This is a genomic window from Pseudomonas sp. ERMR1:02, from assembly GCF_002277815.1.
Classification (GTDB): Bacteria; Pseudomonadota; Gammaproteobacteria; order Pseudomonadales; family Pseudomonadaceae; genus Aquipseudomonas.
This window is the reverse complement of sequence record NZ_NKJI01000006.1, coordinates 113,734-137,809: the sequence shown is the minus strand read 5'-3', so window position 1 is coordinate 137,809 and position 24,076 is coordinate 113,734. Positions and strand designations below refer to the sequence as shown.

General features: G+C 60.6%; 20 protein-coding genes and 3 pseudogenes. 13 read left to right on the top strand and 10 right to left on the bottom strand.

Annotation, left to right across the window (positions count from 1 at the left end; all coding sequences use genetic code 11):
• Positions 1-53 precede the first annotated feature (53 nt).
• Positions 54-1,412, top strand: a complete 1,359-nt coding sequence (locus tag CES87_RS13440) for an 8-oxoguanine deaminase (RefSeq protein WP_128606486.1) — start codon at positions 54-56, stop codon at positions 1,410-1,412.
• A gap of 121 nt (positions 1,413-1,533) precedes the next feature.
• On the opposite strand, the gene CES87_RS13435 is transcribed toward CES87_RS13440, so the two are convergent.
• Entirely contained in the window at positions 1,534-2,625 is a 1,092-nt protein-coding gene (locus CES87_RS13435; protein WP_128606485.1) for a calcium:proton antiporter, read from the bottom strand.
• Positions 2,626-2,910: 285 nt separating this feature from the next.
• On the opposite strand from CES87_RS13435, the gene CES87_RS13430 reads away from it, so the two are divergent.
• From CES87_RS13430 to CES87_RS13420, 3 genes are all read left to right on the top strand, one after another.
• On the top strand, positions 2,911-3,993 hold the full coding sequence (locus tag CES87_RS13430) for a BMP family ABC transporter substrate-binding protein (RefSeq protein ID WP_128606484.1): 1,083 nt from the start codon (positions 2,911-2,913) through the stop codon (positions 3,991-3,993).
• Between the two features lie 138 nt (positions 3,994-4,131).
• On the top strand, positions 4,132-5,097 hold the full coding sequence (locus tag CES87_RS13425; protein WP_128606483.1) for a 2-oxoglutarate and iron-dependent oxygenase domain-containing protein: 966 nt from the start codon (positions 4,132-4,134) through the stop codon (positions 5,095-5,097).
• A gap of 82 nt (positions 5,098-5,179) precedes the next feature.
• Positions 5,180-6,133 carry an adenosine deaminase gene (locus CES87_RS13420; protein ID WP_128606482.1) on the top strand — a complete coding sequence of 318 codons (954 nt, stop codon included), beginning with the start codon at positions 5,180-5,182 and terminating at the stop codon, positions 6,131-6,133.
• 152 nt (positions 6,134-6,285) lie between these two features.
• Here CES87_RS13420 and CES87_RS13415 read toward each other — a convergent pair whose 3' ends face one another.
• Together CES87_RS13415 and CES87_RS13410 are read right to left on the bottom strand one after the other, a co-directional pair.
• The gene (locus CES87_RS13415; protein ID WP_128606481.1) at positions 6,286-7,020 is read right to left on the bottom strand and encodes a helix-turn-helix transcriptional regulator; all 735 of its coding nucleotides are present in this window, start codon (positions 7,018-7,020) and stop codon (positions 6,286-6,288) included.
• A 314-nt stretch (positions 7,021-7,334) separates the two neighbouring features.
• Entirely contained in the window at positions 7,335-8,264 is a 930-nt protein-coding gene (locus CES87_RS13410; RefSeq protein WP_128606480.1) for a LysR family transcriptional regulator, read from the bottom strand.
• 124 nt (positions 8,265-8,388) lie between these two features.
• Here CES87_RS13410 and CES87_RS13405 point away from each other — a divergent pair, with 124 nt between their 5' ends.
• Together CES87_RS13405 and CES87_RS13400 are read left to right on the top strand one after the other, a co-directional pair.
• Positions 8,389-9,402 carry a zinc-binding alcohol dehydrogenase family protein gene (locus CES87_RS13405; RefSeq protein ID WP_128606479.1) on the top strand — a complete coding sequence of 338 codons (1,014 nt, stop codon included), beginning with the start codon at positions 8,389-8,391 and terminating at the stop codon, positions 9,400-9,402.
• 16 nt (positions 9,403-9,418) lie between these two features.
• Positions 9,419-9,796, top strand: coding sequence for a hypothetical protein (locus CES87_RS13400; protein ID WP_128606478.1), 378 nt, complete (start codon positions 9,419-9,421; stop codon positions 9,794-9,796).
• Between the two features lie 8 nt (positions 9,797-9,804).
• Here the strand turns inward: CES87_RS13400 and CES87_RS13395 are convergent, their stop codons facing one another.
• Positions 9,805-11,001: a multidrug effflux MFS transporter gene (locus tag CES87_RS13395; RefSeq protein ID WP_128606477.1), complete on the bottom strand. Its 1,197-nt coding sequence runs from the start codon at positions 10,999-11,001 to the stop codon at positions 9,805-9,807.
• A gap of 93 nt (positions 11,002-11,094) precedes the next feature.
• Entirely contained in the window at positions 11,095-11,292 is a 198-nt protein-coding gene (locus CES87_RS13390) for a heavy-metal-associated domain-containing protein (protein ID WP_128606476.1), read from the bottom strand.
• 176 nt (positions 11,293-11,468) lie between these two features.
• Here CES87_RS13390 and CES87_RS13385 point away from each other — a divergent pair, with 176 nt between their 5' ends.
• The 3 genes from CES87_RS13385 to cueR all read left to right on the top strand — a co-directional run bounded on the left by CES87_RS13385 (position 11,469) and on the right by cueR (position 14,758).
• Positions 11,469-11,852, top strand: coding sequence for a hypothetical protein (locus CES87_RS13385; RefSeq protein WP_128606475.1), 384 nt, complete (start codon positions 11,469-11,471; stop codon positions 11,850-11,852).
• 102 nt (positions 11,853-11,954) lie between these two features.
• Complete coding sequence (locus CES87_RS13380) at positions 11,955-14,348, top strand: heavy metal translocating P-type ATPase (RefSeq protein WP_128606474.1); 2,394 nt, start codon at positions 11,955-11,957, stop codon at positions 14,346-14,348.
• Positions 14,345-14,758, top strand: a complete 414-nt coding sequence (cueR, locus tag CES87_RS13375) for a Cu(I)-responsive transcriptional regulator (RefSeq protein ID WP_128606473.1) — start codon at positions 14,345-14,347, stop codon at positions 14,756-14,758. Before CES87_RS13380 ends, cueR begins: the two co-directional genes overlap by 4 nt.
• A 173-nt stretch (positions 14,759-14,931) precedes the next feature.
• Here the strand turns inward: cueR and CES87_RS13370 are convergent, their stop codons facing one another.
• A complete protein-coding gene (locus tag CES87_RS13370) occupies positions 14,932-15,825 on the bottom strand; it encodes a PA4780 family RIO1-like protein kinase (RefSeq protein ID WP_128606472.1) in 894 nt (297 codons plus the stop codon).
• A 195-nt stretch (positions 15,826-16,020) separates the two neighbouring features.
• Here CES87_RS13370 and CES87_RS34290 point away from each other — a divergent pair.
• Both CES87_RS34290 and CES87_RS34285 read left to right on the top strand, forming a co-directional pair.
• A pseudogene (locus CES87_RS34290) lies at positions 16,021-17,211 on the top strand (cache domain-containing protein); the annotation flags it as partial.
• 90 nt (positions 17,212-17,301) lie between these two features.
• Positions 17,302-18,069 carry a methyl-accepting chemotaxis protein gene (locus tag CES87_RS34285; protein ID WP_371858212.1) on the top strand — a complete coding sequence of 256 codons (768 nt, stop codon included), beginning with the start codon at positions 17,302-17,304 and terminating at the stop codon, positions 18,067-18,069.
• Positions 18,070-18,152: 83 nt separating this feature from the next.
• Here the strand turns inward: CES87_RS34285 and CES87_RS13360 are convergent, their stop codons facing one another.
• Positions 18,153-18,944 (bottom strand): helix-turn-helix transcriptional regulator, encoded by a 792-nt coding sequence (locus CES87_RS13360; protein WP_128606470.1) that lies wholly within the window; start codon positions 18,942-18,944, stop codon positions 18,153-18,155.
• A 78-nt stretch (positions 18,945-19,022) separates the two neighbouring features.
• A pseudogene (locus CES87_RS13355) lies at positions 19,023-20,299 on the bottom strand (acetyl-CoA C-acetyltransferase).
• Between the two features lie 228 nt (positions 20,300-20,527).
• On the opposite strand from CES87_RS13355, the gene CES87_RS13350 reads away from it, so the two are divergent.
• Positions 20,528-21,880: a 3-oxoacyl-ACP reductase gene (locus CES87_RS13350; protein WP_128606469.1), complete on the top strand. Its 1,353-nt coding sequence runs from the start codon at positions 20,528-20,530 to the stop codon at positions 21,878-21,880.
• Positions 21,881-21,882: 2 nt separating this feature from the next.
• Positions 21,883-22,736: pseudogene (locus CES87_RS13345) on the top strand (MaoC family dehydratase).
• A gap of 43 nt (positions 22,737-22,779) precedes the next feature.
• Here CES87_RS13345 and CES87_RS13340 read toward each other — a convergent pair.
• Entirely contained in the window at positions 22,780-23,406 is a 627-nt protein-coding gene (locus CES87_RS13340; RefSeq protein WP_256590910.1) for a DUF4136 domain-containing protein, read from the bottom strand.
• Between the two features lie 51 nt (positions 23,407-23,457).
• Positions 23,458-24,075 (bottom strand): DUF4136 domain-containing protein, encoded by a 618-nt coding sequence (locus CES87_RS13335; protein ID WP_128606468.1) that lies wholly within the window; start codon positions 24,073-24,075, stop codon positions 23,458-23,460.
• Position 24,076 lies beyond the last annotated feature (1 nt).

The following is a 24,076-nucleotide window of genomic DNA, read 5'->3' as shown; positions in this document are numbered from 1 at the left end:
GGGCAACACTGAGCTGGCAACCCTGAACCCAACTTTCAGAGGAGCCGGCCAACATGCCTGCGACCCGTACCTGGTTAAAAAATCCCCTCGCCACTTTCACGGCTAACGGCCTCGATGCCCGTGGCGGTCTGGTGCTGCAAGACGGTGTGATCGTCGAGGTGCTCGGCCTGGGCCAGCAGCCTTCCACACCTTGCAATGAAGTCTTCGACGCCCGCGAGCATGTGATCCTGCCGGGGCTGATCAACACCCATCACCATTTCTATCAAACCCTGACCCGCGCTTGGGCCCCGGTGGTGAATGAGCCATTGTTCCCGTGGCTGAAAACCCTGTACCCGGTCTGGGCACGCCTGACCCCTGAAAAACTCGCCCTCGCCAGCAAAGTAGCGCTGGCCGAGTTGCTGCTGTCCGGCTGCACCACTGCCGCCGACCACCATTACCTGTTTCCACAAGGCCTGGAAAATGCGATCGACGTGCAAGTCGAGACCGTTCGCGAACTGGGCATGCGCGCCATGTTGACTCGCGGCTCCATGAGTCTCGGTGAAAAGGACGGCGGGCTGCCACCGCAGCAAACCGTGCAGGAAGGCCAGGTGATTCTCGACGACAGTCAGCGTCTGATCGCCGAGTACCACGAACGTGGCGACGGTGCGCAAATCCAGATCGCCCTGGCGCCCTGCTCGCCGTTCTCCGTCACCCCGGAAATCATGTCCGCCAGCGCTGAACTGGCGAACAAACTCGATGTGCGCCTGCACACGCACCTGGCGGAAACCCTCGACGAAGAAGACTTCTGCCTGCAACGCTTCGGCCTGCGTACCGTGGATTATCTGGACAGCGTAGGCTGGCTCGGGCCACGTACCTGGCTGGCCCACGGCATCCACTTCAACCCGGATGAAATCACCCGCCTCGGCGCCGCCGGCACCGGCATCTGCCATTGCCCTAGTTCGAACATGCGCCTGGCTTCCGGCATTTGCCCTAGCATCGAGCTGACCGACGCCGGTGCGCCGCTGGGCCTAGGCGTGGACGGCTCGGCCTCCAACGACGCGTCGAACATGATTCTCGAAGCGCGTCAGGCGCTGTACATCCAGCGCCTGCGTTATGGCGCCGAGAAGATCACCCCGGAACGCGTTCTGGGCTGGGCTACAAAAGGCTCGGCGCAGTTGCTCGGTCGCAGCGATATCGGTGAACTGGCCGTGGGCAAGCAAGCTGACCTGGCGCTGTTCAAACTGGATGAGCTGCGCTTCTCAGGCAGCCATGACCCGGTGTCGGCGCTCCTGCTGTGCGGCGCGGACCGGGCGGACCGGGTGATGGTCGGCGGCAAGTGGCGGGTGATCGATGGGCAGGTTGAAGGGCTGGATCTGAAGGGGTTGATTGCGGATCACAGCCAGGCGGCTCGACAGTTGATCGCGGGCACCTGAGGAACTGATCGTTCCCACGCTCTGCGTGGGAATGCAGCCCGGGACGCTCCGCGTCCCAAAGCGGACGCAGAGCGTCCATTGAGGCATTCCCACGCAGAGCGTGGGAACGATCACCCATCAACTACATGCCCAACAACGACAACATGATGAATGTCGCAAACAACACAAAGTGAGTCATGCCCTCGATGGCATTAGTTTCGCCATCGTTGAGATTGATCGCGCTGACGATCAGGGTGATGAAGATCATCACGGTCTGCACCGGGGTCATGGCCATTCTGAACGGCTGGCCGGTGTAGAGTGCCATCGCTTCCATCACCGGCACCGTCAGAATCACCGTCGACAGCGATGCGCCCAAGGCGATGTTAACCACCGACTGCATGCGGTTGGCCAGCGCCGCACGCAACGCGGTCAAAATCTCTGGCGCCGCGGAGATCGCCGCCACCAGGATCGCCGTGATCACTGGCGGTGCACCTGTTCCTTCCAGCCCCAGATCAAGGGTCTTGGACATCACCTCGGCCAATGCGCCAATCACCACCACGCCGAACACCAGAATGGCGATGGACAGTGTCAGGCTGACCGGTGCCGGCTCCACTTCCTGCGGTTCTTTCTTGCGCCGCTTGTCCGGATAGCTGTAGCTGAAGAAGTAGCTGTGCGGACCGACCTGCATGCGCAGGAACAAGGCGTATAGCACCACCATCGCGCCGATGGTGAACATCGAATAGAGCTTCCAGTGGGCTTCGGGAATGAACTCTGGCACCACCATCGACACACCCATGGCGGTGAGGATCATCACGCTGTAACTGCGCGCCGAGTCATCGTTGTAGGACTGTTCGCCATGCTTGAGCCCGCCCATCAACGCCGCCAGGCCGAGGATCCCGTTGATGTCGAGCATCACCGCCGAATAGATCGTGTCACGTACCAGGGTCGCGGAGGCTTCATTGCTCATCATGATCGCCAGTATCACCACTTCCACCAGCACCGCGGCCAGGGTCAGGATCATCGTGCCGTAAGGGTCCCCGACTTTTTCCGCCAGAAGTTCGGCCTGATGGGCGACGCGCATGGAAGCGGCAACGATGAACGCGATCAGCACCAATCCGCCGCTCAGCGCGACGCTCTTCCCGTTGTGCAGCAACCAATGTTCCAGCGGGAACGCAACAATGGCGGCGATCAGGGCCAGCAGCAGAAAGGTTTCTTGCTTGAGAATCGTGAGCATGGCGGGCCTTTTGCCGTGGAGGAGCGGATAAGCGACTGACTGCGGCGCGGCGCTAACGTTTCGTTAGACCTTAGCGCACCAGTGGATGGCATCCCATTTGGCATTTGCACTTTGTTGGCCTTGCGGGCCTCTTCGCGGGCAAGCCTCGCTCCTACAGGATTGGCTCGCTCTTGTAGGAGCGAGGCTTGCCCGCGAAGGCCATCACGCGGTTTCGACATTGTTGTCCTGTTGGTCAGCAATTTGCATTGACCCTGCCAACCTCACAACAACATGGAGTTCGAATTCATGCACAAACGTCCATTGAAGAAGCTGCTTTGCGCCATTACGGCGGCCATCGGTCTGAGCGCCAGCCTGACCGCCAGCGCCGCCGACCCGCTGAAAGTCGGCTTCGTCTATATCGGTCCGATCGGAGACCACGGCTGGACGTATCAGCATGAACAGGGGCGCAAGGCGCTGGCGGAAAAACTCGGCGCGCAGATCACCACCAACTACGTGGAAAACGTCGCCGAAGGTGCCGACGCCGAGCGGGTGATCCGCAACATGGCCAAGGACAAGTACGACCTGATTTTCACCACGTCCTTCGGCTATATGAACCCCACGCTCAAAGTTGCCAAACAATTTCCCAATGTGACCTTCGAACACGCCACCGGCTACAAGCAGGACAAGAATCTTGGCACCTATCTGGCACGCACCTACGAGGGCCGTTACGTCGGCGGTTTTCTCGCGGCGAAGATGACCAAGAGCAAAAAAATCGGCTACGTCGCCTCGTTTCCGATCCCGGAAGTGATCCGCGACATCAATGCCATTCAACTGGCCCTGAACAAGTACAACCCCGGCACCGAGATCAAAGTGGTGTGGGTCAACTCCTGGTTCGATCCGGGCAAGGAAGCCGACGCCGCGAACGCGCTGATCGACCAGGGCGTGGACGTGGTGTTCCAGCACACCGACAGCCCGGCACCGATCCAGGCCGCCGAACGTCGCGGTGTGTATGCCGTGGGCTACGCTTCGGACATGGCGCACTTTGGGCCCAAAGCGGTGCTGACTTCCATCGTCAATGACTGGGCGCCGCACTATCTTCAGGCGACCCAAAGCGTTATTGACCACAGCTGGAAATCCGAGGACTACTGGGGTGGTTTGAAGGAAGGCACGGTTGAATTGCCGATCAGCGATCTAGTGCCTGCGCCGGTGAAAGCCGAAGCCGAGCAGATCATCGCCGATATCAAGAGCGGTGCACTGCATCCGTTCACCGGGCCGATCAAGGATCAGGCCGGGGTCGAGAAAATTCCGGCGGGCGTGAGCGCGACGAATGCGCAACTGGCATCGATGAATTACTACGTGGAAGGCATGAAGGCCGAGATACCGAAGTAATCCCCCTTTTCTGATCGTTCCCACGCTCTGCGTGGGAATGCCTCAATGGACGCTCTGCGTCCGCTTTAGGGACGCGGAGCGTCCCGGGCTGCATTCCCACGCGGAGCGTGGGAACGATCATTACCGAGATAGCTCAACATGGACCAGCTCCCCGTCATCGACATCACCCCGCTCTACGGCGAAGACGCACACGCCTGGCAAACCGTCGCCACACAAATTGACCACGCCTGCCGCGAGTGGGGCTTTTTCTACATCAAGGGCCATCCGATTTCCGCCGCGCGCATCGACGCGGTGCTCGACAGCGCCAAGCGTTTTTTCGCCCAGTCTGCCGCCGAGAAGCTCAAGATCGACATCACCCAGACCCGCCACCATCGCGGTTACGGCGCGATTGCCACCGAGCAGCTCGACCCGAGCAAACCCAGTGACCTGAAAGAAACCTTTGACATGGGCCTGCACCTGCCGGCCGACCATCCCGACGTGCTTGCGGAAAAACCCTTGCGCGGCCCCAACCGCCATCCGACGATGCCGGGATGGGAAGCGTTGATGGAGCAGCACTACATCGATATGCAGGCGCTCGCGCAAACGCTGTTGCGGGCGATGACCCTGGCACTGGGCATCGGACGCGACTTTTTCGATTCGCGTTTCATTGAGCCAGTCAGCGTGCTGCGGATGATTCATTACCCCCCGCGCCATACCGCCAGTTCCGTCGAGCAACAAGGCGCCGGCACCCATACGGACTACGGCTGCATCACCCTGCTCTACCAGGATTCGGCCGGTGGCTTGCAAGTCAGGAACGTCAAAGGGGAATGGATCGATGCCCCACCGATCGAAGGCACATTCGTGGTCAATCTCGGCGACATGATGGCGCGCTGGAGCAATGATCGTTATCTGTCGACGCCGCACCGGGTGATCAGTCCGCTGGGAGTAGATCGCTATTCCATGCCGTTCTTCGCCGAGCCGCACCCCGACACCCGCATCGAATGCCTGCCCGGTTGTCAGGACAAACGGCATCCGGCGAAATATCCGACAACCACTTGCGCCGAATTCCTGCTCTCACGCTTCGCGGCTACCTACGCTTATCGACGGGAACAGGAAGCGGTGTAATGAACCTTTCGGTCAGGTTTTGCCAATTGTTTCTGCAAGCACCTGTAGAATGCCCGCCATCTGCACCTGATGAGAAAAGAATATGTACGACTGGCTGAACGCACTGCCCAAGGCAGAACTGCACTTGCACCTGGAGGGTTCGCTGGAGCCCGAGTTGCTGTTCGCCCTGGCCGAACGCAACAAGATCGCCCTGCCGTGGAGTGATGTCGAAACCCTGCGCAAGGCTTACGCTTTCAATAACCTGCAAGAATTCCTCGACCTGTATTACCAGGGCGCCGACGTGCTGCGCACTTCCCAGGATTTCTACGACCTGACCTGGGCCTACCTGCTGCGCTGTAAAGAACAGAATGTGATTCACACCGAACCGTTCTTCGACCCGCAAACCCACACCGACCGAGGCATCTCGTTCGAGGTGGTGCTCAACGGTATCGCCGCCGCATTAAAGGACGGTGAGCAGCAACTGGGTATCACCAGCGGTCTGATCCTGAGCTTCTTGCGCCACCTGAGCGAAGAGCAAGCCGAGAAAACCCTCGACCAGGCGCTGCCGTTCCGCGAGGCCTTTGTCGCCGTTGGGCTGGACAGCTCCGAGATGGGTCACCCGCCGAGCAAGTTCCAGCGCGTGTTCGACCGCGCGCGCGGTGAAGGCTTCCTGACCGTCGCCCACGCGGGTGAAGAAGGCCCGCCGGAGTACATCTGGGAAGCCCTCGACTTGCTGAAAATCCAGCGCATCGACCATGGCGTACGCGCCATTGAAGATGAGCGTTTGATGCAGCGCATCATCGACGAGCAGATCCCGCTGACCGTGTGCCCGCTGTCCAACACCAAGCTCTGCGTGTTCGATCACATGTCGCAGCACAACATTCTCGACATGCTCGAACGTGGCGTGAAAGTGACCGTAAACTCTGATGACCCGGCGTACTTCGGCGGTTATGTCACCGAGAACTTCCATGCGCTGTATACCGATCTGGGGATGACCCAGGACCAGGCCAAGCGACTGGCACAGAACAGCCTGGATGCGCGACTGGTCAAACCGTAAGCCTCGCCTCAACCACTGATCGTTCCCATGCTCTGCGTGGGAATGCCTCTACGGACGCTCTGCGTCCGCTTGTGGGACGCGGAGCGTCCCGGGCTGCATTCCCACGCGGAGCGTGGGAACGATCAAGACTCCATCGCGAGCAAGCTTCGCTCCTAGAGCGCCATTTCCAGCTCGGTTTCCTTGGCGAACCGGAGGATTTCACGCTGACCGGCAGCGGTAACGTGCAAGGCCCGCGAATCGCTGGGCAGGCTCAACCAGCCGGACTGCATGAACAACTGCAACAACGCCGCACCCAGTGACCCGCCCATGTGCGGGCGTCTTTCGCTCCAGTCAGGACACGCACACGCAGACTTGCCATTGCGATGGGCCAGCGCCTGGATGAATACACCTCGCGCCGCCAACTCGGTAGAGCCCTTGAGTGTAATCGTGACCCGCCGATCGAACTGTTCGATCCAGCCCGCATCCAGCAAACGCTGGTACAGGTCCGCGGCCAGCGTACCTCCCAGATGGTCGTCGCAAAGCCGGGCACGCAACAAGGACGATTGCCTGGCCTGAGGTTTAGCAAGGGGCGCGGTGTGTTTGAAAATATCAGGAATTTCCTGGGGCATGCTGGCCAACGTAGCACTTGCCAGTGCTTCGATCGCGGCACCGACTTCGGGGGCGGCCAGGCGGAAGAAGCGCTTGCGTCCCCGGGTCTCGACTTTCAACAGACCACCGGCGGACAAGCGTCCGAGGTGGGCGCAGGCCGAAGACGGGGACAGACCGGCCAACAGGGCCAGATCTTCGGCTTGCCGCGCCGAGCCGTCCATCAAGGCCCACATTATTGCGCTGCGCTTTGGGTCAGCCAGTAACGTGGCTATCTGGCTGATGCAAGGTGCATGTTCCATGAATTCACTCCCTGTTGAATCGTTTCGTCTACTGCTCAGAGATATCTTGACCAGAAACGTGCCGTCGGCCAAGACGAAGAAACCGCCATAAACCGTGCAAAGCCATCGTCCACCTCAGCCATCTTCGGGCAACGCTTGAAGAGGTCTGGCGATGAGGCATGGGACAAGGATGAATCCCGCGTGGCTTCGCTACTGCGATTGACGGCGCGTACATGAGGCGAGCGCTAGTATAGGCGTGCGGATCACCGGTTCCTGTCCTCCGCAAACCGTTGAAGCTGATAGTTCCTGCGGGAAATTTCGCTTTTTTCATGCGACTAAGGATCGATTCCCGAGATCCCCGGAAAATGACTGCTCAACAGGGCGCATCGGCTGGCAAGCATTTCCCGCAACAGGTTCACCGGCTTACTCAATTGTGCGCGATGGGCGCACAACAAATTCAGCGGTGCGCTCTCGCAGAGCAGTTCCGGCATCAACACTTTCAGTCGACCAGCGAGCACATCGCCGGCCACATCGAGCCAGGACTTGTAGGCGATCCCGGCGCCCGCCACGGCCCACAGCCGCACGACATCGGCATCGTCACTGAAACGATCACCGCTGACGGTCAGGCCGACCTCGCGTTTGCCGTCGTGGAAACTCCAGTGATCGTGGACCCGGCTTCCGAGCATGAACAGAAGGCAATTGTGCTGAGCCAATTGCTCCAGTTGCCGCGGTTCGCCATGCCGTGTCAGGTAACTCGGTGCCGCGCAGAGCACGCGCCGGTTCTGCGGGGCAATGGGCAACGCCACAAGACTGGAGTCCTCGGGCTCCCCGTAGCGTAGGGCGATGTCCACCGGTTGCCGGAACAGATCAGCGATACGGTCACCGAGCAACAAGCGCACGGTGAGCTTGGGGTGCTCGCGTTGAAACTCGTCCAGCCAGGGCAGCAGCAAGTTACGACCGAAGTCCGACGGTGCCGACAACTGCAACACGCCGCTGACCTGATCCTGGCTACTGGCCAATAAACGCCGGCCCTCGTCGAGGTTGCTCAGGGCCGTCCGGGCATATTCAAGGAAACCTTCGCCTTCGGCGGTCAGGCGCAGGCTGCGGGTCGAACGGGCGAGCAAGCGTGCGCCGAGCTGCTGTTCGATGCGTTTCAATGCGGCACTGGCCACCGCCGCCGACATGTCCATGCCCCGCGCCGCCGCCGACAGACTGCCCAGGTCCGCCGCCCGAACGAACAGCTGCAAGTCATCGAAACGCAGCATCGCAAGCTCCAATTATCAAAAAAACATTGAAAGAGACTGCTCTTTTAGCGGGTTTTATCTTCAGGAGAAATAGCCAATCATCTGCCCCATCGACATCTCTGCTTTATTACTGTCTGGAGCCCTCATGAAAGCCATCGCCTATTACGCATCCCTGCCGATCAGCGACGAAAAATCCCTGCAAGACATCGAACTGCCGGCGCCCGTCGCCGGGCCTCGGGACTTGCTGGTGGAGGTCAAAGCCATTTCGGTCAACCCGGTGGACACCAAGGTCCGCCAGAATGTCCAGCCTGAAGGTGGCGCAGCAAAAGTGCTGGGCTGGGATGTGGCCGGTGTCGTCAAAGCAGTCGGCCGTGAAGTGACGCTGTTCAGGGCCGGCGACAAGGTGTACTACGCCGGTTCCATCGCCCGCGCCGGTGGCAACAGCGAACTGCATGTGGTGGATGAGCGGATCGTCGGCCACATGCCGAAAACCCTGGGTTTCGCCGAAGCCGCCGCCCTGCCGTTGACCGCGATCACCGCGTGGGAATTGCTTTTCGAACGTCTGCAAGTACGTGAAGGTAAGACCGATGAAGGCCAGAGCCTGCTGATCGTCGGTGCCGCCGGCGGTGTTGGCTCGATTCTTACGCAGTTGGCGAAACAGCTCACCGCTCTGAAGGTCATCGGCACTGCTTCGCGTGCGCAAACCCAGAGCTGGGTGAAGGACCTGGGCGCCGATAGGGTGATCGATCACAGCCAGCCGCTGAGTGAAGAACTCAAGCGCGCGGGCATCCATCAGGTGTCTCACGTCGCCAGCCTGACCCAGACCGATCATCACCTGGATCAATTGGTCGAGGCGCTGGCGCCGCAAGGCAAACTGGCACTGATCGATGACCCGAAAGCCCTGGACGTGACCAAGCTCAAGCGCAAGAGCCTGTCCTTGCACTGGGAGTTCATGTACACCCGCTCGCTGTTCGAAACCGCGGACATGATCGAACAGCACAAACTGCTCAACCGCGTGGCACAGTTGATCGACGCTGGGACGTTGAAAACCACGGTCGGCGAGCACTTCGGCACCATTAATGCCGCCAATCTGCGTCGTGCGCATGCCCTGTTGGAAAGCGGAAAATCCAAGGGCAAGATCGTGCTGGAAGGGTTTTAAGCCTGTAGGAGCCGGCTTGCTGGCGAAGGCGGTGGGTCAGGCGCCGTCATTGTTGACTGGGCTGCCGTCTTCGCTGGCAAGCCAGCTCCTACAAGTTTGTATTGCGGCTACGGCGGCGATTTTTGCCGTCAGTCCGAAGGTTGACCCATGTCACAATGGTGATCGTATTCAGGACTACAATCGAAATCTCTGCGAGACACTCTTTTACTTGAGGAGGTCAGTAATGAAGATCCTGATAAAAGAATTGGCAAAATCCCAGTGGCAGGTCCGTCTTGACCAACATGCGGTGACTTTCCGCAGTGAAGCCGAAGCTCGAGCCTTCACCAATACTCTTGAAGCGCGCCTGCACGCGCCCCATCAGATTCCCGACCGTCAGCAGCGTGCTGTTGGCTGAGTCCGTCCTCAGACCTGGGCTTGCACCAGTGCCCGGGCATTTTGCAAACGCCGGGTGAGCATCGCTGCGCTCACCACCAGAATCCCGCACAGGCTGATGACCATGGCCATCGGCATGGCGCTGCCGTCGTGCAAAACGCCCACCAGCGCCGTGGCGCCGGCCGCCACACTGAATTGCAGGCAACCAAGCAACGCCGAAGCACTGCCGGCGCGAGCGCCCTGCCCGTTCATGGCGCAGGCCGAGGCATTGGGAAGGATGCAACCGAGACTGGCGATACAAACGAACAGCGGAATCAGCAGCGGCCACAGTTGAGTAGTGTGCAATGCACTCACGGCAAGCAGGGTCAGACCAGCACCGAGGTAAACCCATACTGCACGCGCCAGCAGGAACGCCGGCCCGCGCTTGGCCAGCAGCCGCGCGTTGAGCTGCGCCACCAGAATGAAGCCGGCGGCATTAGTGCCGAAAAACCAGCCGAAATGCTCGGCCGCAACGCCATAGAGCTTGATGAAGACGAATGGCGATCCGGCGATGTAGGCAAACATGCCGGCAATGGCGATACCGCCGGTCAAGGCATGGCCGAGGTATACCGGGTCCGCGAGCAACCTACCGTACTGACGCAGCGCCCCGGACAACGGCTGACGTGGCACATGAGCCGGCAAGCTTTCCGGCAGGCCGAGGGCAACGGCCAATCCCGCCAATGCGCTGAAACCGGTCAGCACCAGAAAGATCGACTGCCAACCGGTGGTGTTGACCAGCAAGCCGCCAAGCATCGGCGCGAGAATCGGCGCCAGTCCCATCACCAGCATCAATTGCGAAAAGACTTTTGCCGACCCCACCGCATCGCATTTGTCGCTGACTACCGCCCGGGAAATCACCATCCCTGCACAGCCACCCAGCGCCTGGATAAATCGTGCAGCGATCAACCATTGAAGGTTTGGCGCATAAGCGCACGCCAACGAAGCCGCGGTAAACAGCCCGACACCGGTCAGCAACGGAATGCGTCGACCGAAACGATCCGCCACCGGTCCGTAAGCCAGTTGACCGATGGACAAGCCGAGGAAATACGCCGCCAGGGTCAACTGAACGTGTTTTTCGTCGGTGCCGAAGGCCAGCGCCATGGCCGGGAACGCTGGCAAATAAAAATCGATCGCCAGCGGACCGAAAGCGCTCAAGGCACCGAGAATGAGAATAATACGTAAGTTCATCAGGCATCCAGTTGGACAGAGGTCGGCAGCCCGACAGTCTAGCCGCGCATGGACGCCTTGAACATTCCGATAGCTCGCTAACTATTAAAAAGGTCAGGCCAGCTTCACGCCGTAGCCTTCTTCGCTGATCAGCGCGATCACCTGGTCGGCGCTCAACACCGACTCGATGCCGACTTCTTTCGCCCCCAGATCGACGCGCACACTGGCCGCCGGGTCTTTGGCCTGCACAGCTTGAGTGATGGCCTTGACGCAGTGACCGCAGGACATGCCTTCAACATTGAACACTTGCATGGGATGGCTCCTTAAATGAGGCTTCCGAATAATGAGGCTTTCGAGTGAGGTTGCGAGCAGTGTCGAGCTTGCCACCATGGCAAGGTCAAGTTCTGCAGTGATCTGCCGGGCTGGCAATCGGTGCTGCGCTCGGCCAAGCTGCGTCCATCAATGACTCGATCTCGGGAGATTCAGCCATGCGCTGGTCAGCTTTCAGCCTGTTTGGCTTCCTCAGCCTTTTCGCCGCGATGCCTTCGGCCCATGCCGCCGGGGAAGACTATGGCGTGCTGATCATTTCCCGTGAACGGCTTGAAGTCGCGACGAACTGCGAGATCGGCGTGTACATCCACGATCAGCTGTCGGCGCGGCTGTTCCCGGAGCAAAGCACCTCGTTCAACTTGCCGCCGGGCAATGTGTCCCTGCGCCTCAAGCTGCTACCGGGCCAGGCACCGGGCTGCAACCCGGGGATACTGGCGCCGGGATCGCAGAACATCACGCTGCGCGCGGGGGAGGTACAAAAGTACCGGATCGCGATGACGCAGGAAGGGATGTACCTCAAGCGCGCAGGCTTGGGTTACTAACACAAAACCCTGTGGGAACTGCGACAATTTGCAGATTGGTGCTTGACCTTGCCAGCATGGCAAGGTTGATCCTGTAGACATCTTCTACAGGGAGCGTGCCCCATGTCCGAATCCACTACTTTCGATCTGCCGATTGCCGGCATGACCTGCGCCAGTTGCGCCGGGCGTGTCGAGCGTGCCTTGAGCAAAGTCCTGGGTGCCAGTGCCGTCAGTGTCAATCTGGCCACTGAACAGGCGCGGGTTCAGGCGCCAACCGGCAGCCTGCCGGCCTTGATGGAGGCCGTGGAAAATGCCGGTTACAGCGTGCCGCAGCAGAGTCTGGAACTGAGCATCGATGGCATGACCTGCGCCTCCTGCGTAGGCCGCGTCGAACGGGCGCTGAACAAAGTGCCGGGGGTGAAGAGCGTCAGCGTGAATCTGGCCAACGAACGCGCGCATCTGGAACTGCTCGGACAGGTCGATGCGCAAACCTTGATCGCCGCTGTGACCAAGGCCGGTTACGCCGCCAGCGTCTGGGAAGCCGATCATCCACCCACCGATACCCAACAGACCCGCCTGCACCGTGAGCGCTGGGCCTTGATTGCGGCCATCGCCCTCGCCTTGCCGCTGGTATTGCCGATGCTGCTGCAACCGTTCGGCGTGCACTGGATGCTCCCGGCCTGGGCGCAGTTCGCACTGGCCACGCCGGTGCAATTCATCTTCGGCGCACGGTTTTACGTCGCTGCGTGGAAAGCCGTGCGCGCCGGTGCCGGCAACATGGATTTGCTGGTCGCCCTGGGCACCAGCGCCGGGTATGGCTTGAGTGTCTACGAATGGGCCACCGCCGCCGGGCGCATGCCGCACTTGTATTTCGAAGCTTCTGCGGTGGTCATCGCCTTGGTGTTGCTGGGCAAATACTTGGAAAGCCGCGCCAAGCGTCAGACCGCCAGCGCCATCCGCGCCCTTGAAGCGCTGCGCCCGGAGCGGGCGATTCAGGTGATTGACGGCCGCGAGCAGGACGTCGCCATCAGCGGCCTGCGCCTTGATGATCTGGTCCTGGTCAAACCCGGTGAGCGCTTCCCGGTGGACGGTGAAGTGGTCGAAGGCCAGAGCCATGCCGACGAAGCGTTAATCAGTGGCGAAAGCCTGCCGGTGCCCAAGCAACCCGGCGATAAAGTCACCGGCGGCGCGATCAATGGCGAAGGTCGCTTGCTGGTTCGCACTCAGGCGCTCGGCGCGGAAACCGTGCTGGCGCGGATTATTCGTCTGGTGGAAGACGCTCAGGCGGCTAAAGCGCCGATCCAGAAACTGGTGGATAAAGTCAGCCAGATCTTCGTGCCGGTAGTCCTGCTGCTGGCTTTGGCGACCTTGATTGGCTGGTGGCTATACGGCGCGCCCCTCGAAACCGCGCTGATCAATGCTGTCGCGGTATTGGTGATCGCTTGCCCTTGCGCGCTGGGGCTGGCCACGCCGACGGCGATCATGGCCGGCACCGGGGTGGCGGCGCGTTACGGGATTCTGATCAAGGACGCCGAAGCGCTGGAACGCGCACACGAAGTCAGTTCGGTGGTGTTTGACAAGACTGGCACGCTGACCTCGGGCGCCCCGCGCATCGCACACTTGAGTGCCATCGACGGCGACGATGCCAGCCTGCTGCAATTGGCCGGTGCCCTGCAACGCGGTAGCGAGCATCCGTTGGCCAAGGCTGTGCTGGACGCGTGCAATGAACGCAGTTTGATTGTGGCCGATGTCACTGACAGCCAATCCCTGACCGGTCGAGGCATTGCCGGTAGTCTCAATGGCCGGCGGCTGGCTCTCGGCAATCGACGTCTTTTAGAAGAGAGCGGATTGAGCGCAGGTGATCTGGCCGATTCGGCCATCGCGTGGGAAACCGAAGGTCGGACCCTGTCCTGGCTGATCGAGCAAAGCCCCGTGCCGCGAGTATTAGGCCTGTTCGCCTTCGGTGACACCCTCAAGCCCGGCGCGCTGCAAGCCGTGCAACAACTCAGCGCGCGCCACATCAGCTGCCACCTGCTGACCGGTGACAATCGTGGCAGTGCCAAAGTGGTGGCCGATGCTTTGGGCATCACCAACGTGCATGCCGAAGTACTACCGGCGGACAAAGCCGCCGAGGTCGCTGCGCTGAAAAAAAACGGTGTGGTGGCAATGGTTGGTGACGGTATCAACGATGCACCGGCATTGGCGGCCGCCGATATTGGCATCGCCATGGGCGGCGGTACTGACGTGGCCATGCACGCCGCCGGAATCACTCTGATGCGCGGCGATCCGCGCCTGGTGCCGGCGGCGCTGGAGATCAGCCGCAAGACCTACGCGAAGATCCGGCAAAACCTGTTCTGGGCCTTTGTCTATAACCTCATCGGCATTCCATTGGCGGCCTTCGGCTTCCTCAACCCGGTGCTGGCCGGTGCGGCGATGGCGTTGTCGAGCGTCAGCGTGGTGAGCAATGCGCTACTGTTGAAAACCTGGAAACCCGAGGAAATGGAGGACAACCGATGAACATCGGCCAAGCGGCCCGCCACAGCGGCCTGAGTGCGAAGATGATCCGTTATTACGAGTCCATCGGCTTGCTCAAGACTGCCCATCGTACTGACAGCGGTTACCGGGTGTACGGCGACGATGACCTGCATACCCTGGCGTTCATCAAGCGCTCCCGGGACTTGGGATTTTCCCTGGAAGAAGTCGGCAAGCTGCTGACGCTTTGGCAGGACCGACAGCGTGCCAGCGCCGATGTAAAGGCATTGGCCCGACAGCACATCGAAGAACTGAACCAGAAGATCCGTGAACTCGGTCAATTGCGCGATACGCTGCAGGATCTGGTCGAGCATTGTCAGGGCGATCACCGGCCCGATTGTCCGATTCTCAAGAATCTGGAGTCGGGGTGTTGTGCTGAATTGGTGCGTATATGACACATAAGTGTTGAATAAACGGACGCTTTCGCGGGCAAGCCTCGCTCCTACAGGAGCACGCGTCATCCTTGTAGGAGCGAGGCTTGCCCGCGATGGCGGTCTGTCAGGCAACATTGATCGAACCCGCATTCACAAAAAAACCGGCCGAAGCCGGTTTTTTTTCGATCAACCAATCACTGCATCCAAGGTGGAGGCGGTTCTTCGGTTTTGCCCGGTGGCGCATCGTCCGCAGCACGGGCCGCTTGCTTGCGCTCTTCATCCAGGCGTGCGGCCTCGATCTCGCGCATGATGCCGCCCACATCGGCCAACTCTTCGGGTTCGTCGAACTCGCCGGTCAGGACGCTCGCCGGGTGCAACGTACCCGCCTCGTACAAGGCCCACATTTCCTTGGCATACCGGGTCTTCTTCAACTCCGGCGCAAACCGCCCGAAGTAGGACGCCATGTTGCCCACGTCCCGCTCCAGCATGTTGAACGCGTGGTTGTTGCCCGCCGCGTCCACCGCTTGCGGCAGGTCGATGATCACCGGGCCGGTCGGAGTCAGCAGCACGTTGAACTCGGAAAGGTCACCGTGCACCAGACCGGTACACAACATCAGCACGATCTGCGAAATCAGAAACGCGTGATACTCGCGTGCCTGGTCCGGCTCCAGCACCACGTCGTTCAGACGCGGCGCGGCATCACCGTACTCGTCTGCCACCAGCTCCATCAGCAGTACGCCTTCGAGGAAGTCGTAAGGCTTTGGCACCCGCACACCGGCATTAGCCAAACGGAACAGTGCCGCTACTTCGGCGTTCTGCCAGGCGTCTTCGGTTTCTTTCTTGCCGAACTTGGAGCCCTTGGCCATCGCCCGGGCCTGACGGCTGTTGCGCACCTTGCGGCCTTCCTGATACTCGGCCGCCTGACGAAAACTGCGTTTGTTCGCCTCCTTGTAGACCTTCGCGCAACGTAACTGGTTACCGCAGCGCACCACGTAAACAGCTGCTTCTTTACCACTCATGAGTGGGCGCAGCACCTCGTCGACCAGACCGTCCTCGATCAGGGGTTCAATGCGTTTTGGAGTCTTCATCAGCTTTTATTGTGGGTCCTTTATTACCAAACACGCGAAAGTCATTCGTTATACGGCAATCCATCCAATCGGGGGAGGGGGTGCCGACGTACCGTTCGCGGGTTTTTTCACGACAGCCCTCAATTTCCGCAGGCAACAGCCGAAGTCCTGAGTGACAAACTGATTTGTCCGACAATCGTTTCCCTGACAAAAACGATGCCGCACTCACGGAAACGGGTTGATAGACAACGTTTACGGCTGCCAATAAACCGCGAGTCATCTGCACTGCGTGGGCCTACAAGAAAATCTGGAGCGCGGATGAACATCAAACAGAAGTTGACCTGGGCGTTTGCAATAATCGCCTGTTTGCCCGTGGTGCTGGTCGCCACCCTCGTCGTGCTGAACTTGCGCAGTGATGCCAAGGACGAATTCGTCGATAGCAGCGGTCGCGAAATCCGTCAGGTCAGCAATGCCATGCAATTGTTCTTCGACGGCATCAGCCAGAACGTCGAGTACCTGGCCAAACAACCGCTGATCAAAAACTCCGACGACAGCCTCAAGACCTACATGAGTGCCAACGCTGAAAGCATTCCTCAGGGCGAGATGGACAAAAAAGTCTTCGGCCTCCTGCAGGACCTGGGTAACAGCCATCCGTCCTACGCCTATGCCATTCTCGGCACCGCTGCCGGTGGTTATGTGTCGTGGCCGGACGATGCCAAGCTCAGCAATTACGACCCGCGCCAGCGCCCGTGGTACAAGGCGGCCCAGGCCAAACCGGGCAAGCCGTTGCGCACCGAAGCCTACTATTGGGCCCAGGATGATGCGACATACGTCAGTACCGTGCGCACCATCGACAACAAGTTAGGCACCAACGGTGGCGTGGTCAGCATCGACGTTACACTCAAGCAGCTCACCGAAATCGTCAAACAGATCAAGCTCGGCGAAACCGGCTACCTGATGCTGCTGGAAAACACCGGCACCGTGCTGGTCGATCCGAAGCAACCGGAGCACAACTTCAAGGCCCTGAGCAGCCTCGGCGAAGGCTATGCACAACTGGCAAAGGCCGGCAAAGGCATGGTCGAAGTCGAACTCAACGGCGAACGCTACATGGCCAATGTCTGGCCGTCGGAGCAACTGGGCTGGACCTTCGTCGGCCTGATCAAACAAAACGACGTGATGAACACTGCGACGCAACTGACCTGGTTGATCGCGATCATCGCAGCCGTGCTGGCGGTGGTCTTCGCCATCGTCGGCGCCAGTTTCGCCAGCGTCATCGTACGTCCGATTCGCAGCGTGGCCGACGGCCTGGAAGGCATCGCCCAAGGTGAAGGCGACCTGACCAAGAACCTGCAAATCCGTGGCAGCGACGAAACCGCGCAACTGGCCAACTGGTTCAACCAGTTCCTGACCGCGATCCGCAACCTGATCCAGAACATCGGCGGCGCCGCGACCAAAATCCTGGCCACCTCCAAAAGCTCGACCCAGGTATCCAGCGACATGGCTGAAGCCGCCGGGCGCCAGCGTGAAGCGGTGGACATGGTGTCCACGGCGTTCCACGAAATGGTCGCCACCGCCAACGAAGTAGCGCGCTCGTGCAGCCAGGCCGCCGAGTCTGCCGACAGTGGCCAGCGTCAGGCCCGCGAAGGTCAGCAACAGATCGATGCCGCTGTGAGCAGCGTGGATCGCCTGAGCCAGGAAATCGAACAGTCGGCCCAGTCGATGCAACAGCTGGAGCGCGACAGCAATGACATTCAGTCAATCCTCGGCACCATTCGCTCGATCGCCGAACAAACCAACCTGCTGGCGCTGAACGCGGCCATTGAAGCGGCGCGCGCCGGTGAGCAAGGTCGTGGTTTTGCGGTGGTGGCGGACGAAGTGCGGGCGCTGGCCAAGCGCACGGCCGATTCCACGGCGGAAATCGACGGGCTGCTCGGCAATCTGGCCAAACGCACCAGCCAGGTGACGCAGCAGATGCATGCAAGCCTGGAAGTGTCGCAGCAATCGGTGACGCGCATCGGTGAAGCGCGCAGCAGTTTCGGGCAGATTCGCGAATCGGTGGACGTGATCCGCGACATGAACACCCAGATCGCCACGGCGGCGGAGCAACAGCACCAAGTGGCCGAAGACATCAACCGGCACATCAGCCAGATCCATGGCGATGCGCAATTGGTGGCGGAACTGGCGAACTCGGCGCGACTGGATTCCCAGAGCCTGGCCGGGTTGTCGAATGAGCTGGACGGGTTGGTGCGCCGGTTCCGTACCTGATCCAAGGCCATTCGCGGGCAAGCCTCGCTCCTACAAGGGTACGCCTCATTCCGTAGGAGCGAGGCTTGCCCGCGAAGGGGCCATCACTGCCGAAACAACTCTCCCGGGGTAAATCCGAATAACCCCTTGAACGCCGCAATAAACGCTGAAGTCGAGTCATACCCACAGGCCAGCGCGGCATTGGTCACGCTGTCCCCCTCCTCCAGCAAACTCAACGACGACAACAACCGCATGCGCTGACGCCAGCCACGAAAGCTCAATCCGGTTTCGCGCTGGAACAGGCGCATAAGGGTTTTTTCCGACATGCCCAAACGCTCTGCCCATTCCTGCAAGGTCACGTTGCGCTCAGGGTTTTCGATCAGTTCGTTGCACAACCCCAGCAACCGTTGATGGCGGGGCAACGGCAGGGAGAACCCGACTTCCGGCAACGTCGCCAACTGATCCAGCAACACTCCTACCAATCGCGCTTCCTGACTGTCGCCCTGCGGATACTCCGCGGGCAGCAGGCAAAAACTCTTGATCAGCTCCCGCGCCAGCGGCGTCACTTCCAGCACCCGGCACCGGCCGTCCGCCCACTGACAATCCTCGCGACGCACATACAGACTGCGCATCTCGGCACGCATCGACGTCACCACCTGGTGTTCAAGATCCGCCGGAATCCAGATCCCCCACTGCGGCGGCGCAAAGAAACTGCCCTCGGCGGTATGCACGCCGAGAACGCCGCTGATGGCGTACGAAAACTGCACCCAGTCGTGGCGATGGGAGGCTGTCCAAGAACCGGCATTGAGGCTCTCTACACGGGCGTACAGCGGGCGCGGCAGGGCTGTAATGGGTGGAATGCTTCGCTCGAGGGATGTTTGTCCGTTAGTCGGCATTGACTGGCCTTATGTTGCTGGACGACTCATGAGGCGACGCTAAGCCATGTTACAAATCTATTCAACACCGGGTATTCATCATCGTTCAATGATGGCGGTCACACCCTGCCCACCCGCAGCGCAGATTGAGATAAGGCCCCGCCCCTTCCCGGCCGCATCCAGTAGCTTCGCCAGATTGGCAACAATACGGCCGCCCGTGGCGGCGAACGGGTGCCCCGCCGCCAGCGAACTGCCTTTGACGTTGAGTCGACTGCGATCGATCGAGCCCAGCGGCGCATCGAGGCCGAGGCGGCTTTTGCAGTAGTCCGGATCCTCCCAGGCCTTCAGCGTGCACAGCACTTGCGCGGCGAAGGCTTCGTGGATTCGTAGTAGTCGAAGTCCTGCAGGGTCAGGCCGTTGCGCGCCAGCAATCGCGGCACCGCATACACCGGCGCCATCAACAATCCTTCGGCACCGTTGACGAAATCCACTGCCGCCGCCTCGCCGTCGCGCAGGTAGGCGAGAATTGGCAAGCCGCGTTCTCTGGCCCATTCCTCACTGCCCAGCAGCACCAGCGACGCGCCATCGGTCAGTGGTGTGGAGTTACCGGCGGTCAGGGTGCCCTTGGCACTTTTTTCGAACGCCGTTTTCAGCGAAGCGAGTTTTGCCAGAGTCAGGTCCGGGCGCAGGTTGTTGTCGCGGTTGAGGCCGAGAAACGGCGTCATCAAATCGTTGTGCCAACCCTCGGCATAGGACGCGGCCATTTTTTGATGGCTTTCCAGGGCCAGTTGATCCTGTGCTTCACGGGAAATACTCCAGGTCTGCGCCATCAACTCGCAATGCTGGCCCATGGACAAACCGGTACGCGGCTCACCGTTGCGCGGGAACTCGGGGATCAGGTGTCGGGGGCGCAATTGCAGGAAAGTTTTCAGTTTGTCGGCGGCGGTCTTGGCGCGGTTGGCTTGCAGCAGGACTTTGCGCAGCCCCTCGCTGACACTGATCGGCGCATCGGAGGTGGTATCGACGCCACCGGCAATGCCGCACTCGATCTGGCCCAGGGCAATCTTGTTCGCCACTAGCAATGCCGCTTCCAGCCCGGTGCCGCAGGCTTGCTGAATGTCATAGGCGGGCGTCGAGGGCGACAGCCGCGAACCGAGCACACACTCGCGGGTCAGGTTCATGTCCCGCGACAGCTTGAGCACTGCCCCTGCGACCACTTCGCCGATACGCAGGCCGTGCAAGTTGTAGCGCTCGATCAAACCTTCGAGCGCGGCAGTGAGCATGTCCTGGTTGCTGGCGGTGGCGTAGGGCCCGTTGGAACGGGCGAAGGGAATCCGGTTACCACCGATGATCGCGACGCGGCGCAGTTGAGTCATGAAAAGCTCCTGATGAGTACGTGATCACCGATCCCCGTAGGAGCGAAGCTTGCTCGCGAAGGCGGTGTGTCAGCTACATTCATTTCAACTGACACACCTTCGCGAGCAAGCTTCGCTCCTACAGGGATTGCGTTGCCATCACCTGAGCGTAGGCCTTATCCCGTGGATCGAACGACTGATCGCCATTCATGGTCCACACTTTGAACCCCAGCTGCTGGAGTGCGTTCCATGTCTGACCGCTATATCGAATTCGCCAATTCATCCATCGGTCATCGTCTGGTCGGGGCCTTGGGCCTGCCTTCGCCGGTTCGCCTGGAACGCTGGCAAGCGGGCCGGCTGCGTCCGGTCGACGGTGCATTGCTGATCGGTGGCGGGCCGCTGGCGGAGAAAGTCAGTGCGTTTGCCAACCGCCTGACCGACGCGATCTTCAGCTACGGCACAGACCCTTCGATGGCGACGGCCTGGATTCCCGGCCACGGCCCGAAACTCAAAGCCGTGGTGTTCGATGCCAGCGATCTGCTGCAGACCGACCAGCTCAAACAGCTGCGCGAATTCTTCCAGCCGCTGATGAAGAACCTCGATCACTGTGCGCACCTGGTGATTTTGGGCCGTGATCCGCAGACCTTGAGCGACCCGTTCGCTGCCAGTGCGCAGCGTGCCCTGGAAGGTTTCAGCCGCTCGCTGGCCAAGGAACTGCGCAGCGGTGGCACCTTGCAACTGGTCTACGTCGGTGTGGGCGCCGAAGATCAACTCGAAGGCCCGCTGCGGTTTTTCCTCTCGCCAAAAAGCGCTTTCGTCTCCGGGCAAGTGATTCGCCTGAATGCCTGTGACACACAGGTCACGGACTGGACGCGCCCGCTGGCCGGGCGCAAGGCACTGGTCACCGGCGCGGCACGAGGCATCGGCGCCTCCATTGCCGAAACCCTGGCCCGTGACGGCGCCGACGTCATCCTGCTCGATGTCCCACCGGCCAAAAGCGATCTCGAAGCCCTCGCCGCACGCCTCGGCGGGCGCAGCATCACGCTGGATATTTGCGCCGAAGATGCCGCCACGCAATTGGTCGAACAGTTGCCCGACGGCATCGATATCGTGGTGCACAACGCCGGTATCACCCGGGATAAAACCCTGGCCAATATGACCCCGGATTTCTGGGACGCGGTGCTCGCGGTCAACCTCAACGCCCCGCAAGTGCTGACCAAAGCCCTGCTCGATAACGGCACGTTGCGCGACAACGGCCGGGTGATTCTGCTGGCATCGATCAGCGGCATCGCCGGCAATCGCGGGCAAACCAATTACGCGGCGAGCAAGGCCGGATTGATCGGTCTGGCGCAAGCCTGGGCGCCTTTGCTGCAGGAACGGGGCATCAGCATCAACGCCGTAGCCCCCGGTTTTATCGAAACCCAAATGACCGCACGCGTTCCGTTCGGCCTGCGCGAGGCCGGGCGACGCATGAGTTCGCTGGGCCAGGGTGGCCTGCCGCAGGACGTGGCTGAAGCGGTGGCGTGGCTTGCGCAACCGGGCACCGGCGCCTTCACCGGGCAGGCCTTGCGCGTCTGCGGGCAAAGTGTTCTGGGGGCTTAGGTATGATCACCGACTGGCACACACTCAACCGCGAACCCGGCCTGCCGGCGTTGTATATGAAAGCTGCGACGCGGCGAAAAATCACTGGCAGCACCTTGCCCGATTCGGGATTGCGCTGCTGGGTCGTGGTCGATCCCGAACGTCTGGCGGCGTATCGAAAAGTGTGTGGTTTCGCCGACAACAGCCTGCTGCCACCCACCTATCCACACATCCTCGCGTTCGCATTGCAGATGCAATTGCTCACGGCCAAAGAGTTCCCGTTCCCGCTGCTGGGGCTGATTCACCTGAGCAATCGCATTCGCGTGCTGCGCCCCTTGGGCGGGGTCAATCGAGTGCGAGCAAGCGTGCAGGTGCAAATCTGCAACCCCATGCCAAGGGCGCGACATTCGATTTGGTGACGACGCTGGATGATCAGCTGGGGACGTTGTGGGAGGCGCAGAGCCAGATGCTTTGTCGTGGGGTCAAGCTTGAGGGTGAGCCTGTCGAAGACGTGTTGGCTTCAACGCTGGCACTGACGCAAGTCGCTCAATGGAAAGCGCCCTCGGACATCGGCCGGCAATACGCCAGGGTTTCTGGCGACTACAACCCGATTCACCTGAGTGCGGCCAGCGCCAGACTATTCGGTTTTCCTTCGGCCATCGCCCACGGGTTATGGAACAAGGCCCGCACGCTGGCCGCGCTGGCAGATCATTTGCCGACGGCGAACATCGAGATCGCGGTGCAATTCAAGAAACCGGTGCGCCTGCCCAGCGAGGTGGCGTTACTGGCCAGCGCGGCGGGCTCGAGCGGAGATCTGCAATTGATCGGTACTGGGGATCTGGAACACATGGTGGGGCATTGGCGGCCGGTTGCCTGACAGTCCGTAGGAGCGATGCTTGCTCGCGAAGGCGTCCGTTCAGTCAGTACAAATGTCGACTGACACTCTGTCTTCGCGAGCAAGCATCGCTCCTACAGGTCGTGTGGTGTTTAGCTGTGGGGGGATAGTTGGCCAATATCCGGGTGACCGTTTCGTGTATCGCATTGCTGCGATCGGCGGGATTCGTTGTGCGGCTGAGCATCTGCTCGTCACTGCCGCGCCACACCAGTTTGCCATCCTTGCCATCGAGCAGATCGATCTGGATGGTTGCCACCTTGTAGGAAACCAGGCGCGTTTCGTTGTACATCGGCGCGCCCCAGTAGCCGTTCCATGGATTACCCCAGCCGCCGCCATAGTTGGTCGTCACCTGTTGCTGGCGATCTTCGACAATCAGGTAGGTCTGCACATTCAAATCACCTTTGGCACCGGCCGCGGCCGGACGCAGGCCACGCTGATCCAGTTGATCGGCCACCGACTCGCGCACTCGCTGTTCGGTCAAGTCGCTCTTGATACGAGGGTCATCGGGGCGATATTGCAAGGCGGGTTCTTTCCAGCTCCAGCTGCGATAGGCCGCGAAGTCACGGCTGGCATCGAAGTCATGATTGACCTGGTTGGCGGCGCAGGCACTGAGCAGCGCGATCACTGCCAGTAAAGCGAAACGGCGGAACATGATGATTCTCCGATTGAAGACATGAACCTGAATGCTTCTTGACAACAGAAGCTAACTGGGAGGATACGCCGACATCGCCTTTTCTACAGCCTTGCGTATGGCATCTGTTTGCTCGCTCTGTGTACCACGATGGCTGGTTTCAGCGCTGGCGCTCCATACCGGCTGACCGCTTTGCGCGTCGAACATTTCTACCTGCACCACGACCACCTGTTCCTCATAAGTCCGCACGATTGGCACACTGCCGTACATGCCGTAACCCGGACCATGTCCATAGTGGTTGTAGCCACCGTAACCGCCGTACGCACCATAGTCGTCCTGAACCTGGCGCAAGCGGGTTTCCATACGCAAATCGGCGCTGACAAACAGATCCGCCGGACGATTGTCATGCAGCGGGCGCAGGCCACGTTGATCGAGCGCATTGCTGACCGCTTCGGCGACCTGCGCCGAGTCCGCCCACACGGTCCCCGTTGGCAGGTGCCCGTTGAGCCAGGCCCAGCTGCGATAGCGCCCGTAGTCGCGCGGTGCCGCCGGGTAGGCACTGTGATCGAAAGTGTTGGCCGCCTGCGGCGGTGCAGGTGGAATGGGATTGGAGGACGCCACATACGGGTTGCTGCCTTGGCAGGCAGCCAGACCCAGACAGATAACCAACAACCCTGAACGGTTCTTCATT

Bases quoted from the DNA above. Each gene is read 5' to 3' on its own strand.
- CES87_RS13440 (WP_128606486.1), top strand. From the start codon at position 54: ATGCCTGCGACCCGTACCTGGTTAAAAAATCCCCTCGCCACTTTCACG.
- CES87_RS13435 (WP_128606485.1), bottom strand. From the start codon at position 2,625: ATGCTCACGATTCTCAAGCAAGAAACCTTTCTGCTGCTGGCCCTGATC.
- CES87_RS13430 (WP_128606484.1), top strand. From the start codon at position 2,911: ATGCACAAACGTCCATTGAAGAAGCTGCTTTGCGCCATTACGGCGGCC.
- CES87_RS13425 (WP_128606483.1), top strand. From the start codon at position 4,132: ATGGACCAGCTCCCCGTCATCGACATCACCCCGCTCTACGGCGAAGAC.
- CES87_RS13420 (WP_128606482.1), top strand. From the start codon at position 5,180: ATGTACGACTGGCTGAACGCACTGCCCAAGGCAGAACTGCACTTGCAC.
- CES87_RS13415 (WP_128606481.1), bottom strand. From the start codon at position 7,020: ATGGAACATGCACCTTGCATCAGCCAGATAGCCACGTTACTGGCTGAC.
- CES87_RS13410 (WP_128606480.1), bottom strand. From the start codon at position 8,264: ATGCTGCGTTTCGATGACTTGCAGCTGTTCGTTCGGGCGGCGGACCTG.
- CES87_RS13405 (WP_128606479.1), top strand. From the start codon at position 8,389: ATGAAAGCCATCGCCTATTACGCATCCCTGCCGATCAGCGACGAAAAA.
- CES87_RS13395 (WP_128606477.1), bottom strand. From the start codon at position 11,001: ATGAACTTACGTATTATTCTCATTCTCGGTGCCTTGAGCGCTTTCGGT.
- CES87_RS13390 (WP_128606476.1), bottom strand. From the start codon at position 11,292: ATGCAAGTGTTCAATGTTGAAGGCATGTCCTGCGGTCACTGCGTCAAG.
- CES87_RS13385 (WP_128606475.1), top strand. From the start codon at position 11,469: ATGCGCTGGTCAGCTTTCAGCCTGTTTGGCTTCCTCAGCCTTTTCGCC.
- CES87_RS13380 (WP_128606474.1), top strand. From the start codon at position 11,955: ATGTCCGAATCCACTACTTTCGATCTGCCGATTGCCGGCATGACCTGC.
- cueR (WP_128606473.1), top strand. From the start codon at position 14,345: ATGAACATCGGCCAAGCGGCCCGCCACAGCGGCCTGAGTGCGAAGATG.
- CES87_RS13370 (WP_128606472.1), bottom strand. From the start codon at position 15,825: ATGAAGACTCCAAAACGCATTGAACCCCTGATCGAGGACGGTCTGGTC.
- CES87_RS34285 (WP_371858212.1), top strand. From the start codon at position 17,302: ATGGCTGAAGCCGCCGGGCGCCAGCGTGAAGCGGTGGACATGGTGTCC.
- CES87_RS13360 (WP_128606470.1), bottom strand. From the start codon at position 18,944: ATGCCGACTAACGGACAAACATCCCTCGAGCGAAGCATTCCACCCATT.
- CES87_RS13350 (WP_128606469.1), top strand. From the start codon at position 20,528: ATGTCTGACCGCTATATCGAATTCGCCAATTCATCCATCGGTCATCGT.
- CES87_RS13340 (WP_256590910.1), bottom strand. From the start codon at position 23,406: ATGTTCCGCCGTTTCGCTTTACTGGCAGTGATCGCGCTGCTCAGTGCC.
- CES87_RS13335 (WP_128606468.1), bottom strand. From the start codon at position 24,075: ATGAAGAACCGTTCAGGGTTGTTGGTTATCTGTCTGGGTCTGGCTGCC.